General features: G+C 55.4%; 13 protein-coding genes. 3 read left to right on the top strand and 10 right to left on the bottom strand.

The window, feature by feature from the left end; genetic code table 11:
* Positions 1–25 precede the first annotated feature (25 nt).
* The 3 genes from xseA (at position 26) to AC3Y5R_RS17660 (ending at position 2,878) form a co-directional block, all read left to right on the top strand.
* A complete protein-coding gene (xseA, locus tag AC3Y5R_RS17670; protein WP_489922397.1) occupies positions 26–1,396 on the top strand; it encodes an exodeoxyribonuclease VII large subunit in 1,371 nt (456 codons plus the stop codon).
* A 136-nt stretch (positions 1,397–1,532) separates the two neighbouring features.
* Positions 1,533–2,549: a M4 family metallopeptidase gene (locus AC3Y5R_RS17665; protein ID WP_489922396.1), complete on the top strand. Its 1,017-nt coding sequence runs from the start codon at positions 1,533–1,535 to the stop codon at positions 2,547–2,549.
* Positions 2,546–2,878, top strand: coding sequence for a protealysin inhibitor emfourin (locus AC3Y5R_RS17660; protein ID WP_489922395.1), 333 nt, complete (start codon positions 2,546–2,548; stop codon positions 2,876–2,878). The genes AC3Y5R_RS17665 and AC3Y5R_RS17660 overlap by 4 nt, the downstream gene beginning before the upstream one ends.
* A 142-nt stretch (positions 2,879–3,020) precedes the next feature.
* On the opposite strand, the gene AC3Y5R_RS17655 is transcribed toward AC3Y5R_RS17660, so the two are convergent.
* The 10 genes from AC3Y5R_RS17655 to rlmN all read right to left on the bottom strand — a co-directional run bounded on the left by AC3Y5R_RS17655 (position 3,021) and on the right by rlmN (position 15,121).
* The gene (locus AC3Y5R_RS17655) at positions 3,021–5,453 is read right to left on the bottom strand and encodes a glucose/quinate/shikimate family membrane-bound PQQ-dependent dehydrogenase (RefSeq protein ID WP_489922394.1); all 2,433 of its coding nucleotides are present in this window, start codon (positions 5,451–5,453) and stop codon (positions 3,021–3,023) included.
* A gap of 364 nt (positions 5,454–5,817) precedes the next feature.
* Positions 5,818–6,045 carry a zinc ribbon domain-containing protein gene (locus tag AC3Y5R_RS17650; RefSeq protein WP_489922393.1) on the bottom strand — a complete coding sequence of 76 codons (228 nt, stop codon included), beginning with the start codon at positions 6,043–6,045 and terminating at the stop codon, positions 5,818–5,820.
* A gap of 64 nt (positions 6,046–6,109) precedes the next feature.
* Complete coding sequence (der, locus tag AC3Y5R_RS17645; protein ID WP_489922392.1) at positions 6,110–7,600, bottom strand: ribosome biogenesis GTPase Der; 1,491 nt, start codon at positions 7,598–7,600, stop codon at positions 6,110–6,112.
* A gap of 173 nt (positions 7,601–7,773) precedes the next feature.
* Positions 7,774–8,955, bottom strand: coding sequence for an outer membrane protein assembly factor BamB (gene bamB / locus AC3Y5R_RS17640; protein WP_489922391.1), 1,182 nt, complete (start codon positions 8,953–8,955; stop codon positions 7,774–7,776).
* Between the two features lie 46 nt (positions 8,956–9,001).
* Positions 9,002–9,622, bottom strand: a complete 621-nt coding sequence (locus tag AC3Y5R_RS17635; RefSeq protein ID WP_489922390.1) for a YfgM family protein — start codon at positions 9,620–9,622, stop codon at positions 9,002–9,004.
* Between the two features lie 13 nt (positions 9,623–9,635).
* On the bottom strand, positions 9,636–10,925 hold the full coding sequence (gene hisS, locus AC3Y5R_RS17630; protein WP_489922389.1) for a histidine--tRNA ligase: 1,290 nt from the start codon (positions 10,923–10,925) through the stop codon (positions 9,636–9,638).
* A gap of 60 nt (positions 10,926–10,985) precedes the next feature.
* Positions 10,986–12,107, bottom strand: coding sequence for a flavodoxin-dependent (E)-4-hydroxy-3-methylbut-2-enyl-diphosphate synthase (gene ispG / locus AC3Y5R_RS17625; RefSeq protein ID WP_158782645.1), 1,122 nt, complete (start codon positions 12,105–12,107; stop codon positions 10,986–10,988).
* Between the two features lie 38 nt (positions 12,108–12,145).
* The gene (rodZ, locus tag AC3Y5R_RS17620) at positions 12,146–13,153 is read right to left on the bottom strand and encodes a cytoskeleton protein RodZ (protein ID WP_489922388.1); all 1,008 of its coding nucleotides are present in this window, start codon (positions 13,151–13,153) and stop codon (positions 12,146–12,148) included.
* A complete protein-coding gene (pilW, locus tag AC3Y5R_RS17615; protein WP_489922387.1) occupies positions 13,143–13,871 on the bottom strand; it encodes a type IV pilus biogenesis/stability protein PilW in 729 nt (242 codons plus the stop codon). The genes rodZ and pilW overlap by 11 nt, the downstream gene beginning before the upstream one ends.
* A gap of 80 nt (positions 13,872–13,951) precedes the next feature.
* The gene (gene rlmN, locus AC3Y5R_RS17610; RefSeq protein ID WP_489922386.1) at positions 13,952–15,121 is read right to left on the bottom strand and encodes a dual-specificity RNA methyltransferase RlmN; all 1,170 of its coding nucleotides are present in this window, start codon (positions 15,119–15,121) and stop codon (positions 13,952–13,954) included.
* Positions 15,122–15,191: the final 70 nt, after the last annotated feature.

Genomic DNA, 15,191 nt, shown 5'->3' with positions numbered 1-15,191 from the left:
TGATTTAAAATTTGATCCTCATCACATGTCGCTACCGCCATCAGCCAATATTTTTACCGTCAGCCGACTCAATACCACAGTGCGCAAGCTGCTGGAGATGGAGATGGGGCAAATCTGGTTGAGCGCTGAGATCTCCAATTTCTCCCAGCCCTCTTCCGGTCACTGGTACTTCACGCTAAAGGATGATGGCGCGCAGGTTCGCTGTGCGATGTTCCGTAACAGCAATCGCCGGGTCACCTTCCGCCCGCAAAATGGGCAGCAAATTCTGGTGCGGGCCACCATCACTCTGTACGAACCGCGCGGTGACTATCAGCTGATTGCGGAAAGTATGCAGCCAGCAGGTGAAGGCCTGTTGCAGCAGCAGTTTGAACAGCTGAAACAGAAGCTGACGGCTGAAGGATTATTCGACCAGATCCACAAGCAGGCGCTGCCGGACCCGGCACGACAGGTCGGAGTGATCACCTCTTCCACCGGTGCTGCTCTGCATGATGTCCTGCGCGTGCTGCACCGCCGCGATCCGTCACTTCCGGTGGTGATCTACCCTACTCCGGTGCAGGGTGTGGATGCGCCTGCCAGTCTCGTGCGGGCGATCGAACTGGCTAACCTGCGCGGCGAATGTGATGTGCTGATTGTCGGACGTGGCGGCGGTTCGCTGGAAGATCTGTGGAGCTTCAACGATGAGCGCGTGGCACGGGCCATTTTTGCCAGCCGCATACCCATCGTCAGCGCCGTGGGTCATGAAACAGATGTCACCATCAGTGATTTCGTAGCCGATCTGCGCGCACCAACGCCATCCGCCGCTGCAGAGCTGGTCAGCCGCAACCAGATTGAGCTGCTGCGCCAGTTGCAGTCGCAGCAGACCCGGCTGGAAATGGCAATGGATTATTACCTCGCGCAGAAGAGTCGCACCTTTACCCGTTTATACCACCGTTTGCAGCAGCAGCACCCACAGCTGCGCCTGGCACGTCAGCAGACCACCATGATGAAGCTACAACGCCGTCTGGACGACGCAATGCAACTTCGGCTGCGTCAGGCTGGCCGTCAGCAGGAACGCGCTGAGCAGCGTCTGACCGCGTTTCAGCCGCAGAGTAAAATCCACCGTGCTCAGCAACAGATGCAGCAGTGGCAGTATCGCTTGCAGCAGGCGATGCAGCAGCAGCTTAATGGCGGCAAACAGCGCTTCTCCAGGCTGGCAGCCCAGCTGGAAGGCGTCAGCCCGCTGGCAACGCTGGCACGTGGCTTCAGCGTCACCACGGCTGCCGATGGCAGGGTGATTAAGAAGACCCGGCAGATCCACACCGGCGACCGGCTGAAAACGCGGCTGGATGACGGCTGGGTCGAGAGCGAAGTGACCGCCATCACCCCGGTGAAAAAAGCCCGCAAGCCAGCACTCTGATTTCAGACACAAAAACCGGCGCGCCACTCCGCTCCGGGTAGCCCCCTTCCCCGGCCCCGTTTTAGCGCCAGTGCGCACCTGAGTCCTGACGACTATACTTTTTGGGACATTTCGGCTTATGACCAAGGAGCAAGGTATGCATTATGGCGTCATTCCTCCCTATATTCTGCGCAAAATCATCGATAACGGTTCCGGGCAGCAGCAGAGCTGCGCCCGCAAGACTCTGACACATGTACAAACGCTGATGGCGGAAAACTGGATCAAACCTACAGGCGCTCAAAACGCGACGGCAGGCCAGGTTCAGCGCGAAATTTATGATGCAGAACAGACCCAGACATTGCCTGGTAAGCTGGTGCGCAGTGAAGGCCAGCCGGGTGGTAACGACGTGGCCGTCAACGAAGCGTATGACTATCTCGGCGTCACTTACGATTTTTTCTGGCAGGCTTATCAACGCAACTCGCTGGATAATCAGGGCCTCGCGCTGCAGGGTACCGTGCATTACGGCAAGGGTTATCAGAATGCGTTCTGGAATGGCGACCAGATGGTCTTTGGCGATGGCGACGGCGAAATCTTCAACCGCTTTACTGTCGCACTGGATGTAGTCGGTCACGAACTTTCTCACGGCGTAACGGAAACCGAAGCCGGTTTGATCTATTTCGAACAGGCTGGCGCGCTTAATGAATCTCTCTCCGACGTCTTTGGCTCGCTGGTCAAGCAGTTTCACCAGAAGCAAACAGCCGACCAGGCTGACTGGATTATCGGCGAAGGATTGCTGGCGAAAGGGATCAACGGCAAGGGGCTGCGTTCCATGTCCGAACCCGGAACGGCTTATAACGATCCGCTGCTTGGCAAAGATCCGCAACCGGCCAACATGAAAGGCTATGTACAAACGCGGGATGATAACGGCGGCGTACACCTGAACTCCGGCATCCCCAACCGCGCATTTTATCTGGCGGCAAAAGCGCTGGGCGGCTACGCCTGGGAACTGGCTGGCTATGCCTGGTACGACACGGTATGCGATAAAACCCTGCCGCAAAACGCCGATTTTAAAACCTTTGCGCAGTTCACGATCAAACATGGCCAGGCGCGATTTAATAAGTCTGTCGGGCAGGCTATTGGGGACGCCTGGAAACAGGTCGGCGTACTGCCATGAACGTTATTCCGGAATTAAGTGACGACGCGGTTATTGATGTGGCGCGTGAAGGCGGATTTGCTTACATCCCCAAACTGGCAGAACCGCGCCGGATTACACTGGCCCAGCTCAACCCGGCGCAGCGAGAAAACGTCTGTAACGTATTGCGCCAGGCTCTGCCGCTGGGAGAACCGCAGGGCGAACAGTGTCAGGCAGGAAAAGGCGATCGGCGGTACTACCGTATTGCCATCAGCTATGCCACTCAGCAACAGGTCGGCAACATCGTTATTTTGATCCCCGAGGAACTCGCGCCACCGGAGCTGGTACGGCTCTGGCAGGACGGCCGGTAACTTCCCCTTCAGCTATAAAAAAGCCTCTTCATTACTGAAGAGGCTTTTCGTGACCAATCAGACTCAGATCCCTCCATTGCTGAAAGGGCTTTCAGTGACTGGTCAAACTCAGAAGCCCTTCCCTGTTGAAGGGCCTGCTGGTTTATTTATCCAGCGCGTAAGCAATCACGTAATCACCACGGTCCGGAGACTGACGTGCACCTCCCGCAGAGATCAGGATGTACTGCTTGCCGTTTTCCGGAGAAACGTAGCTGATTGGTCCACCCTGGCTGCCCACTGGCAGACGAGCTTTCCACACTTCTTTACCGGTTGAGGTATCGAAGGCGCGCAGGTAGTAATCCTGAGTCCCGGCAATGAACACCAGTCCACCCTGAGTCGCCAGCGTGCCGCCCAGAGTTGGCAGGCCAATTGGCATCTGTGCGCGCATTTTAATCCCGAACGGACCGGTATCCTGCACGGTACCCACCGGCACCTGCCAGACAATTTTCTGCGTGTTCAGGTCAATGGCAGACAGCGTACCAAATGGTGGCTTCTGACAAGGGATACCCAACGGAGACATAAAGCGGTTTTTGTTCACAGCGTACGGCGTGCCTTTCATCGGCACCACACCCATACCGGTGTTAACGGCTTCACCACCGTTGTTTACCGCGCCATTTTTGGAAGGTGCTGACGGAACCATCTGCTGCCACAAGCCCAGACGCATATCGTTCACGAACAGGTAGTTGTGGTTCGGATCGGTAGACATGCTGCCCCAGTTCATTCCGCCCAGAGAGCCAGGGAAGCTGAGAGACTTGTCAGTGCCCGGTGCAGTGTACAGACCGGTATAACGCATGGATTTAAAGTCAATACGGCACACCAGCTGATCGAACGGAGTGGCACCCCACATATCAGACTCTTTCAGCGTTTCGTTGCCAATCTGCGGCATGCCAACGGAGCGAGGCTGAGTTTTGGAATACTGTTCGTTCGGGATGTTAGCCTGCGGTACCGGCTGTTCAATCACTTTAGTCAGTGGTTTACCCTTCTGGCGATCCAACATGTAGATCTGACCAGATTTGGTGCCGATAGCAACTGCCGGGGTGCTGGTACCATCCTTGTTCGGGAAGTTTACCAGGCCTGGCTGCATCGGCAGGTCGAAGTCCCACAGATCGTTATGCACGGTCTGGAAGACCCACTTCTCTTTACCGGTAGTGGCATCAACCGCCAGCACGGAAGCGCCGTATTTGTGATCCAGTTTGGTACGGTTCACACCCCACAGATCGACAGACGAGCTGCCCATCGGAATGAAGACCGCATTCATATTTGGATCGTAGGACATCGGTGCCCAGGAGTTAGGCGTACTGCGGGTGTAATGTTCGCCCGGTGCCAGAATTGCATTCGGATCGTCTTTGCCCGGGTCAAACGCCCAACGCATTTTACCGGTGATCACGTCAAAGCCACGCATTACACCACCAGGCATATCGGTGCTGACGTTATCGGCTACGCGACCACCCACCACGACGGTAGTCCCCGCCAGCGTTGGCGCTGAAGTCAAAACATAGCCTGGATCTTTCGCATCACCCATACCTTCGCGCAGGTCAACGGTACCGTTGTTGCCGAAGTCGGCACAGTACTGGCCGTTGTCCGCATCCAGAGCGATCAGTCGGTCATCGATGGTATTCATCAGAATACGACGCTGACAGGTTGCACCTTCTGGCAGATTGATCGGGGCCGGAGGAACAGAGCCAGATGCAGCTGGCTGCGTCAGCGGTTTGGTCGCATCAAAGTAAGCCAGACCACGGCAACGCATCCAGACAGAGGATTTTGCGTTGATATCGGCTTTCCAGATCTGCTTGCCGGTGTCGGCCGCAACGGCAATCACATTGTTATGCGGAGTACACAGGAAGACGGTGTTACCCACCTGCAGCGGAGTCTGCTGATCTTCCGCGCCATTGCCATCCGGGCTGAGCGGAGTGTCGCCAGTGTGGAAGGTCCAGGCCACTTTCAAATCTTTCACGTTATCGCGGGTGATCTGATCCAGTGCCACAAAACGGCTACCCTCAGGAGTATTACCGTAATTGTCCCAGCTCTTCTGCTGTTGGTTTTTCGCCACGGGGATCAGCGGCAGTTCTTTACCGTTATCCACGGTCGGATGCGGCTGGAACATCTGCACCAGGGTCGCAACCAGACCAACAACCAGCACCGCAGAAATGGCGTAAGCCGGTTTGGCTGCAGAGGATTTGCCCTCACGTTTACGCAGGGCTGGCAGGGTAACTATCGCCAGCAGCAGGAAACCGGCCAGCGTCATCAGACGGGAAACCAGCGGCCAGAAATCAATTCCCACATCCACCAGCGCCCAGATCAGCGTACCGATGAACACCAGCGCGAATATCAGCACGGCGGAAGATTTACGACGGAAGAACTGAATAGCGGAAATAACGGTAAAAATACCCGCAATAACGAAATACCAGCTACCGCCGAGCGAAACCAGTTTCCCACCACCAATCACAAAGAACAGGCCGGTTGCCAGTAAGAGCAGGCCCAGCACAAAGCACCATAAGCCCAGCCATTTAGACGACCGGGCATTCGTTTGAGACATGGTAAAAATACTCCTGAAAAAGAGATGCCTTAAGCACTACGATGAAATAATGGCGAAATTGTACCATGCGGTTCATTAAGCGATAAACACAAACTTAACAAACTTCACACTTCTGGACATTTTTTGCTAATACCAGCGCAACGTTTTGACCGTGATGGAACAATTCCCAGCGCTAATCATTCATTTTCACTGAAGTTGTTAAAAGGGTTGCTCAATGCAGAGTTTCTGCATCTTGCCGTAAATCAAAGCTATATTTGGTGGGTGATAGCAGGAAGGGATATAGAGGTATAATTAAAACTGATGGATTAAATAATAACCTTTTTATTAACAGGGGGAGCTCAGGAAATAAAAAATTACGTTTAAGTCAGAGTAATTCCACCAGCGGCGTAAACTCCACGCGCTTTTTTGAAATCAACCCGTGACCATTGGTGCAGAAATAGTCCACTGCGCCGCAGGCTTTTAACACCTGCAAAGTCTGATGACATTCGGGGCAAATGGCCTGCATGGCAAAAGAGCGCTCACAGCTTTCGCAGTGGTAATGGCCCTCTTCCACTGTGAGGGAATGCTGGCAAACCGGGCATGGCAAACTCATGGCGCTCTCCTGTTTAAACTGAACTCAGTATAAAACAAAGGGGCCATTAAAGGCCCCCTGCGGATCAACGTTTGTTCTTTTTGAGGTGACTCATCAGACGCTTACGCTTGCGCTGCTGGTTTGGAGTCAGCAAGTTACGCTTACCGGCAAACGGATTGTCGCCCTCTTTAAACTGAATGCGGATTGGCGTCCCCATCACTTCCAGCGAACGGCGGAAGTAGTTCATCAGATAGCGCTTATAGGAATCCGGCAGGTCTTTCACCTGATTACCGTGGATCACCACAATCGGCGGGTTATAGCCACCCGCATGAGCATATTTCAGCTTCACGCGGCGTCCACGCACCAGCGGCGGCTGATGGTCGTCAGCGGCCATGGTCATAATCCGGGTCAGCATGGAAGTGTTCACACGACGGGTTGAGCAGTCATAGGCTTCGGTCACCGATTCGAACAGGTTACCCACGCCGCTTCCGTGCAGAGCAGAGATAAAGTGCACGCGGGCGAAGTCGATAAAGCCCAGACGGAAGTCCAGCGTCTCTTTCACTTCGTCACGCACTTCCTGCGACAGGCCATCCCACTTATTGACCACAATAACCAGCGAACGCCCACTGTTCAGAATAAACCCCAGCAGAGAGAGATCCTGATCGGAGATGCCTTCACGGGCATCGATCACCAGCATCACCACGTTGGCATCTTCAATCGCCTGCAGGGTTTTGATCACCGAGAACTTCTCAACCGCTTCGGTGATTTTTCCGCGCTTACGCACACCGGCAGTATCAATCAGGATGTATTCGCGGCCATCGCGCTCCATCGGGATATAGATACTGTCACGGGTGGTACCCGGCATATCAAAGACCACCACGCGGTCTTCACCCAGAATACGGTTGGTCAGGGTGGATTTACCGACGTTAGGACGCCCGACGATCGCCAGCTTGATCGGCAGATCCAGCGGGTTGAAATCATCCTCTTCTTCTTCCGGCTCTTCACCGCTCTCTTTCGCCGCCTGCGCTGCCCACCAGGCATCGTTCTCTTCTTCTTCGGTGAGTTCTGCCTGCGGCGCAACTTCGTCCATCCACGGCAGCAGCACCAGCTCCAGCAGGCTGGTCACGCCACGGCCATGAGAGGCGGCAATTGGGTGGATTTCACCCAGGCCCAGCGACCAGAAGTCCACCACGGCGGAATCCGGATCCAGGCCGTCGGTTTTGTTGGCTACGAGAAAGGTAGGCTTCTGACGTGAGCGCAAATGTTTGGCAATCGCCTGATCGGCCGCCATCAGGCCGGCACGCGCATCAACCATAAACAGCACCACATCAGCTTCTTCAATCGCTAACAGGGACTGCTCGGCCATACGTGTTTCCACGCCCTCTTCATTGCCGTCGATACCACCGGTATCGATACAGATAAACTCCCGCCCTTCGACCTCGGCGCGACCGTATTTACGATCACGGGTTAGCCCGGGAAAATCCGCCACCAGCGCATCTCGCGTGTGCGTTAAACGGTTAAACAGGGTGGATTTTCCCACATTGGGACGCCCGACCAGCGCGACCACAGGTACCATATTGAAGCCTCATTACAAAAATTAAGCGCCTGACTCGAACATCTTCAGTGCGGCAAACAACGTTTGCTGACGCACCAGGCAGGCTGACGGCGTAAGAATACCACGCCTTGAGAAAAACGAAACGGCCCCTGACGAATCAGGAGCCGTTGCAGACTATAGCAAACCTGGCGCTGTTAGCGGGTAAATGCGTAAACTTCGCCGCCCTTCGCCTGGATTAACAGCTTGTCGCTGGCCACGACCGGTTCGGTCTGGAAGCCGGAGCTGTCCACTTTCTGCTGAGCCACGAAGCGGCCATCTGTGGTGTTGATCCAGTGCAGGTAACCTTCACTGTCGCCTACCACGATATAACCGTTATACAGCACCGGTGAAGTCAGGTTACGGTGCAGCAGGTCACTTTGACGCCAGACGGTCACGCCGCCATCGGTGCTCAATGCCACTACACGGTCATCCTGATCGACCAGGTAGATGTGACCGGCATCGACGATCATATCGTGCACGGAGCCGATTTCACGCTTCCACAGGATCTGGCCAGAACGCAGGTCCATCGCCGTCAGGTTGCCGTTATAGGCCAGGGCGTACACCACGCCGTCCAGAATAATTGGAGTGGTATCCACATCCGCCAGGCGATCGATTTCCGTCGCGCCGGTTGGCTGGGAAATACGTTGCTGCCAGATAATCTGGCCCTGGTTCATCATCACCGCGCTGACGCGGCCATTATCCCCCCCCACAATAGCCGCACCAAAGGCGGTTGCCGGAGCTGATTCACCGCGCAGAGAGAGCGCAGGGACGTCGAGGTTAACCGTCCACTTCACGGCACCGTTGGTCTGATCCAGACCCTGCAGCATACCGTTGCTGGTGTGAACCAGCACCAGGCCATCGCTGGCTACAGGACGGGACAACACTTCACCCGATGCTTTGGTCTGCCAGGCAACAGAACCATCGCTGGTGTTCAGGGCATAAACCTGGCCGCGCTCGCTGCCGATATAGACATGACCACCATCAACCGACACGCCACCGGACAGCAGAGCTGGCAGGTTTTTCGAGAAAAAGCCGGTCTTCTCAGACAGATCAACTTTCCACTGCTCTTTGCCATCACCGGCATTCAGTGCTTTCACGATACCGAAACGATCGGCAGCATAAACGGTACTGTCTGACCAGCCCGGATGCAGGTTGGAGTAGTAATCACCCACGCCATCGCCAACTGAAGTGCTCCAGACTTTTTCCGGGGTAAACTGATTTTCAACTTTTGGCAGCGGCGACATTTTAACCACGTCTTCTTCGCCGCTGAACCATGAACATCCGCTGAGTAAAGTGACTGAAATCAGTCCCGGCAGAAGTATCTTACGCAATTCCATGAAATCCCTCTTGTGCCTGTTGAGGCCATTTTTACCCGTGGTGAACTTAACCCGGGAGATTATTCATTTTCATCTGCAGCATCTCTTTCAGCGCCGGAGACGCATCAGAGGCAATGCCTTTACTCCAGGCATCGCGGGCGCCTTTGGTATCACCCTTGCTGAGCAGCGCTTCGCCGCGCACATCGGCTACGATCGCTGTCCAGCCATCGCCTTTCACCGCGTCGAGGGTTTTCATCACTTCATCCGGCTGCTTCTGCTGCAGCTGGATACGCGCCAGGCGCAGATTCAGCACGGCCTGCAGGTTAGCATCTTTGGTGTCTTTCAGGCCGCTTTGCAGCTGGGCAACCGCTTTATCCAGCTGGTTACCGTCCACATAACGTTTTGCCAGATCCAGCGAAGCCAGCGCACCATAGGTGTTGCTGTTTTCGCTGGCAAATTTCGCCGCGGCATCCAGTGTCTCAGGCTTGCTGGTGTCCAGCGCCGTGGAAACCTGCTGATAAGCGGTCGAGGCTTCCTGATGGCTGCCTTCCTGGTGAGTAGTCCAGTAACGCCAGCCTGCCAGCGCGCCCACGCCAATAATCACGCCTACTACCAGAGCCTTGCCGTTCTGGGCAAAGAAGCTCTTGAGTGCGTCAACTTGTTCGTTCTCGTTGCTATAAACTTCCACGCAAACCTTCTCCTTAAATACCGGCTGTCTGGTTCAACAACGCTGTCAGCGTGGCTGTCACATCACGCTGTGCCAGCGTCTGCTGCTTGCCGTTACGTAAATCTTTAATCACCACTTCGCCATTAGCGACTTCTGACTCACCCAGTACCAGTGCGACGCGCGCGCCCCACTTGTCAGCACGGGCAAACTGCTTCTTGAAGTTACCACCACCAAAGTTGGTCATCAGCTTCAGAGATGGGTCTGCATCGCGCAGCTGCTCGGCCAGCAGCATTGCCGCTGACTGCACGCCCTGTCCCGAAGCGATAACATAGACATCGACAATGCGCGTCGGTTCAAATTCCGGATTAACTGCCTGCACCAGCAGCACCAGACGCTCCATTCCCATGGCGAAACCGACGGCTGGCGTGGCACGGCCACCCAACTGTTCCACCAGACCGTCATAACGGCCACCGCCACAAACAGTCCCCTGCGAGCCAAGGCTGCTGGTCACCCATTCGAAAACAGTCCGGTTGTAGTAGTCCAGTCCGCGCACCAGGCGCTGGTTAACGGTGTAGGCAATGCCTGCCGCTTCCAGCAGTTCGCACAGGCCGGCAAAGTGCTCACGAGACTCCTCGTCCAGGTGATCGGCCAGCTGTGGCGCATTGTTCAGCAGGGTCTGCACGTCCGGGTTTTTACTGTCCAGCACGCGCAGAGGATTGGTGTACATGCGGCGTTTACAGTCTTCGTCCAGCACTTCCTGATGCTGTTCCAGAAACGCCACCAGCGCGTCGCGGTAGTTGGCACGCGCTTCCAGCGAACCAATGGAGTTCAGCTCAAGGCTGACGTGCTCGGCAATGCCCAATGCTTTCCACCAGCGGGCCGTCATCATGATCATTTCAGCATCAATATCCGGACCCTGCAGGCCAAATACTTCCGCACCGATCTGATGGAACTGGCGATAGCGCCCTTTTTGTGGACGCTCATAGCGGAACATCGGTCCGGTGTACCACAGCCGCTGTTCCTGATTGTACAGCAGACCGTGTTCGATACCGGCACGCACGCAGCCTGCCGTTCCTTCCGGACGCAGCGTCAGGCTTTCACCGTTGCGGTCATCGAAGGTGTACATCTCTTTTTCAACCACGTCGGTGACTTCACCGATAGCGCGTTTGAATAACGGGGTCTGCTCTACAATCGGCAGGCGGATTTCGCTGTAACCATAGCTGGCCAGCACCTGCTTGAGGATCTGCTCAACACGCTGCCATACTACGGTGTCCGCGGGCAGGTAATCATTCATGCCGCGAATTGCCTGGATATTCTTCGCCACTACTTTTTTCTCACAATTGGATGTAATCGCAGAGCGGGGAACCGGACTCTGCGCTTCAGATTATTTTTCTACCTGCTGAACATCAATCCGGCGGGACTCATCCATCATCGCCGCTTTGGCTCGGATACGCGCCTCCAGCTGGTCGATCATGTCATTGTTATCCAGACGCTCGCGCAGACGCACGCCATCCTCGTAGAACCCGCTTTTCTTGTTGCTGCCGGTCACGCCCAGCGTGGAAACCAGCGCTTCGCCCGGTCCGTTCACCACGCAACCGATGATCGAAACATCCATCGGCGTGATGAGATCTTCCAGACGCTGTTCCAGCTCGTTCACCGTGCCGATCACGTCAAACTCCTGACGCGAGCAGGTCGGACAGGCAATGAAGTTGATGCCGCGTGAACGGATACGCAGGGATTTCAGGATATCGAACCCGACCTTCACCTCTTCCACCGGATCGGCTGCCAGCGAAATACGCAGCGTGTCGCCAATGCCTTCAGAGAGCAGCAGTCCCAGACCGATGGCAGATTTCACCGCACCGGCCCGCGCACCACCCGCTTCGGTGATCCCCAGGTGCAGCGGCTGCTCGATCTGCTTCGCCAGCAGACGATAAGATTCAACGGCGAGGAATACGTCAGAGGCTTTCACGCTGACTTTGAACTGATCGAAGTTGAGGCGATCCAGATGATCGACGTGACGCATGGCGGATTCCAGCAGGGCCTGCGGCGTGGGTTCGCCGTATTTTTCCTGCAGGTCTTTCTCCAGCGATCCGGCATTCACGCCGATGCGGATAGGAATATTGTTGTAGCGAGCACAGTCAACCACCTGACGGATACGCTCTTCATTACCGATATTACCGGGGTTGATGCGCAGGCAGTCAACGCCGTATTCAGCAACTTTCAGGGCGATACGATAGTCGAAGTGGATATCAGCGACCAGGGGTACATCGACCTGTTGTTTAATCAGGCGGAAGGCTTCGGCAGCATCCATGGTGGGAACAGAAACGCGGACAATATCCACGCCAACGCGCTGAAGCGCCTTAATTTGATTCACCGTCGCGTCCACATCGGTGGTGCGCGTGTTGGTCATGGACTGAACGGCTATCGGCGCGCCGTCGCCCACTGGCACCTTGCCGACGTAAATGCGCTTCGATTTGCGGCGGATAATGGGTGCTTCGTTATGCATATTCTTTCTCCGAAATTACTCGCGACCAGAAAGATGCGTTATTGCGCACCGACTGTCAGGCGGGCAACCTGGTTGCTACGGATGAAACGACTCAAATCGACTGGCTGACCCTGATACTGGATCTGGACCGCGCCCGGTGCGCCAATTTTCAGGCGATACGGCGCAGTGCCAGTCAGGCTGAGTTTACCACCACTGCGCTGCATTCCGCTGAACAGTTTTTTGCCTGTAGCATCGGTCACTTCCAGCCAGCAGTCTTTGTCAAAGTTCATCACCAGCGCGTTAGCATCGGCGGCAGGCGCACTGACGCCAGCAGCACCGGTAGGCATCTGCCCGTTGGCGCTGCTGTCAACCGGAGCCTGGCTGGGTGAAACCGCCACTGGCTGGTTCGCATCGGCGGCCGGAGCTGAAGTTTGAGCCGGAGCGGCTGCCGCAGCATTATCTGCTGTTGGTGCAGCTGCGGCCGGAGCTGGCGCCGCTGAAGGCGTCTCAGCTGGCACGCTTTCAGCCGCAGTGTTGTTTGTTGCAGGCGCACTGTCTGAACTGTTACTGTCGCCCAGCGGGATAGACTGGCTGTTATTGTCGCCGCTGGTTCCCGAGTTCTGATCGGCCATCGACACCAGATCATCCTGTGCCGCTTTATGATTCTGCCACCACCAGGCCCCAGTCAGGCCGACCACCACAAACAGCACCAGCCAGGTAAAGATCATCAGCCAGCCATCGCGCTTTTTACGGCGTTTGCCCAGTGAAAAACTCTGCATCGGCTCGACTTTTGCCGCGCGAACAGGAGCCTGTTTCGCCATCATCGGCAGCAGTTCCTCTTCCGGTACGTGAACCAGACGCGCATAAGAGCGGATATAGCCACGCAGGAAGGTCGACGCCAGATCGGCCGGCGACTTGTCCTCTTCAAGGTCACGGACGGTAGAAAGTTTCAGGCACAGGCGCTCAGCTACGTTCTGCTGAGTCAGGCCCATTTCTTCACGGGCTGCACGCAGGCGCTGGCCTGTGGAGTTTACTGCTGAGTTATCTTGAGTGGCTTCAGTATTCATTAGCTAAAAAATGCAGGTACTGTATCGATTGTGGAAAATTTCGCGCCAGCTGCTCTCCTGCCTGCTTTACGCTTTCAGGGTGCCCGGCCAGCGCGGCGAAGCGAATCTCTAACCACAAGCTTTCTGCCGAAGCAGCAAAGTTGCGCTGATAAACATCTAACAAGAGCTGCGACGTATCGCGCTCACTCTTTCCAAATCGCCTTTCGGCTTCTGCCAGCAGCGCCAGCCCTTTTTGCGGATCGTCTCGCGTCGCCGCATTCAGCGCCACTTGCGCCTTTTGCTTCTCTCCGGCAAGGAGATAACAATAACCGGCATTTTCCAACGCATCCTTCCGGCCGCCGTTTTCTGATAATTCAGCGGCTTTGCTGAACTGCTGCTGAGCCGCATCATACTGCCCTAAACTACAGAGAAACGCACCGTAATTATTGATTACATCACGGTTTTGTCCTGCCAGCAGCAGAGCATTCTGGTAGTAGCGCCCCGCCGCATCCCGATCGCCCGCCCGTTGCTGATAACGAGCCATCGCCAATTGACAGCGATAATCTTTCGATGCCAGCCGCAGCGCCTGAGACAAATTGCGCTGCGCCGGGGGTAATTCGTTGCGGGCGAGATAGTCGAGCCCTAACTGTAGCCTCGTCTGTACCAGTCCGCTGTGCTCTGGTGACTGGCTGCAGGCGGTGAGCAGCGCTGCCAGCCAGATCGGTAATCCTTTACCCATAGTGCCTCCTGATTCGATAGAGGCATACTACGCCGATCGAATCAGGGCTGACAGCCGCCCCGGACCTGAATATTCAGCTTTCAGAGCGCTTTCACAGAAATCGACTCACCGGCCATTTTTTTACGCAGTGTACGCTTGGTACGGTCAATCACCTCACCGGCCAGCTGACCACAGGCCGCATCGATATCATCACCACGAGTCTTACGCACAATAGTGGTAAAACCGTAATCCATCAACACTTTAGAGAAGCGATCGATGCGACTGTTCGAACTGCGACCATACGGAGCGCCCGGGAAGGGATTCCACGGGATCAGGTTGATTTTGCACGGCGTGTTCTTCAGCAATGCCGCCAGTTCATGGGCGTTATCGGTGCTGTCGTTGATGTGATCAAGCATCACATATTCGATGGTCACGCGGCCCTGATTGGCATTGGACTTGCCGATATAGCGGCTGACGGCCCCTAAAAAAGTCTCGATATTATACTTTTTATTAATCGGAACAATTTCGTCACGAATTGTGTCATTCGGAGCATGCAGAGAGATAGCCAATGCGACATCAATCATATCGCCCAGCTTGTCCAGCGCGGGAACAACGCCCGAAGTGGACAGGGTCACGCGGCGTTTGGACAGGCCAAAGCCGAAGTCGTCCAGCATGATTTCCATCGCCGGAACCACATTATTCAGGTTGAGCAACGGCTCCCCCATTCCCATCATCACCACGTTGGTGATTGGGCGCTGGCCGGTAATTTTTGACGCGCCGATAATTTTTGCCGCACGCCAGACCTGACCAATGATTTCAGAAACGCGCAGGTTACGGTTAAATCCTTGCTGAGCGGTGGAGCAGAATTTGCATTCCAGCGCACAGCCAACCTGGGAAGAGACGCACAGAGTGGCGCGATCTTTTTCCGGGATGTAAACAGTTTCGACCTGCTGGCCGCCAACGGTGATGGCCCATTTGATGGTGCCATCAGATGAACGTTGCTCTTCCGCCACTTCCGGTGCGCGGATCTCGGCCAGCTCTTTCAGCTTGCCACGGAAGACTTTGTTGATGTCGGTCATCTTATCGAAATCATCACAGCAGTAGTGATAAATCCACTTCATCACCTGATCGGCACGAAACGGTTTTTCGCCCAGACTGGCGAAGAACTCGCGCATTTGCTGGCGATTCAGATCGAGCAGGTTGATTTTTTCTTTTTTTGGCGTGGCGATCGCAAGGGATGCAGACGACGGAGTCACAATGTGTTCAGACATAATTTTCTCTGGCCTCGTTATTACACGTTATGGCGCTGGGGTTGAGTGATATAAATGAAACGCCCCTGCT

This window comes from Erwinia sp. 009765445, from assembly GCF_058137865.1.
Note: the sequence above shows the minus strand (reverse complement) of the source record. Positions and strands in the feature narration are given on the sequence as shown.

Coding starts and splice junctions, on each gene's coding strand:
- xseA (WP_489922397.1), top strand. CDS start 26: ATGTCGCTACCGCCATCAGCCAATATTTTTACCGTCAGCCGACTCAAT.
- AC3Y5R_RS17665 (WP_489922396.1), top strand. CDS start 1,533: ATGCATTATGGCGTCATTCCTCCCTATATTCTGCGCAAAATCATCGAT.
- AC3Y5R_RS17660 (WP_489922395.1), top strand. CDS start 2,546: ATGAACGTTATTCCGGAATTAAGTGACGACGCGGTTATTGATGTGGCG.
- AC3Y5R_RS17655 (WP_489922394.1), bottom strand. CDS start 5,453: ATGTCTCAAACGAATGCCCGGTCGTCTAAATGGCTGGGCTTATGGTGC.
- AC3Y5R_RS17650 (WP_489922393.1), bottom strand. CDS start 6,045: ATGAGTTTGCCATGCCCGGTTTGCCAGCATTCCCTCACAGTGGAAGAG.
- der (WP_489922392.1), bottom strand. CDS start 7,600: ATGGTACCTGTGGTCGCGCTGGTCGGGCGTCCCAATGTGGGAAAATCC.
- bamB (WP_489922391.1), bottom strand. CDS start 8,955: ATGGAATTGCGTAAGATACTTCTGCCGGGACTGATTTCAGTCACTTTA.
- ispG (WP_158782645.1), bottom strand. CDS start 12,107: ATGCATAACGAAGCACCCATTATCCGCCGCAAATCGAAGCGCATTTAC.
- rodZ (WP_489922388.1), bottom strand. CDS start 13,153: ATGAATACTGAAGCCACTCAAGATAACTCAGCAGTAAACTCCACAGGC.
- pilW (WP_489922387.1), bottom strand. CDS start 13,871: ATGGGTAAAGGATTACCGATCTGGCTGGCAGCGCTGCTCACCGCCTGC.
- rlmN (WP_489922386.1), bottom strand. CDS start 15,121: ATGTCTGAACACATTGTGACTCCGTCGTCTGCATCCCTTGCGATCGCC.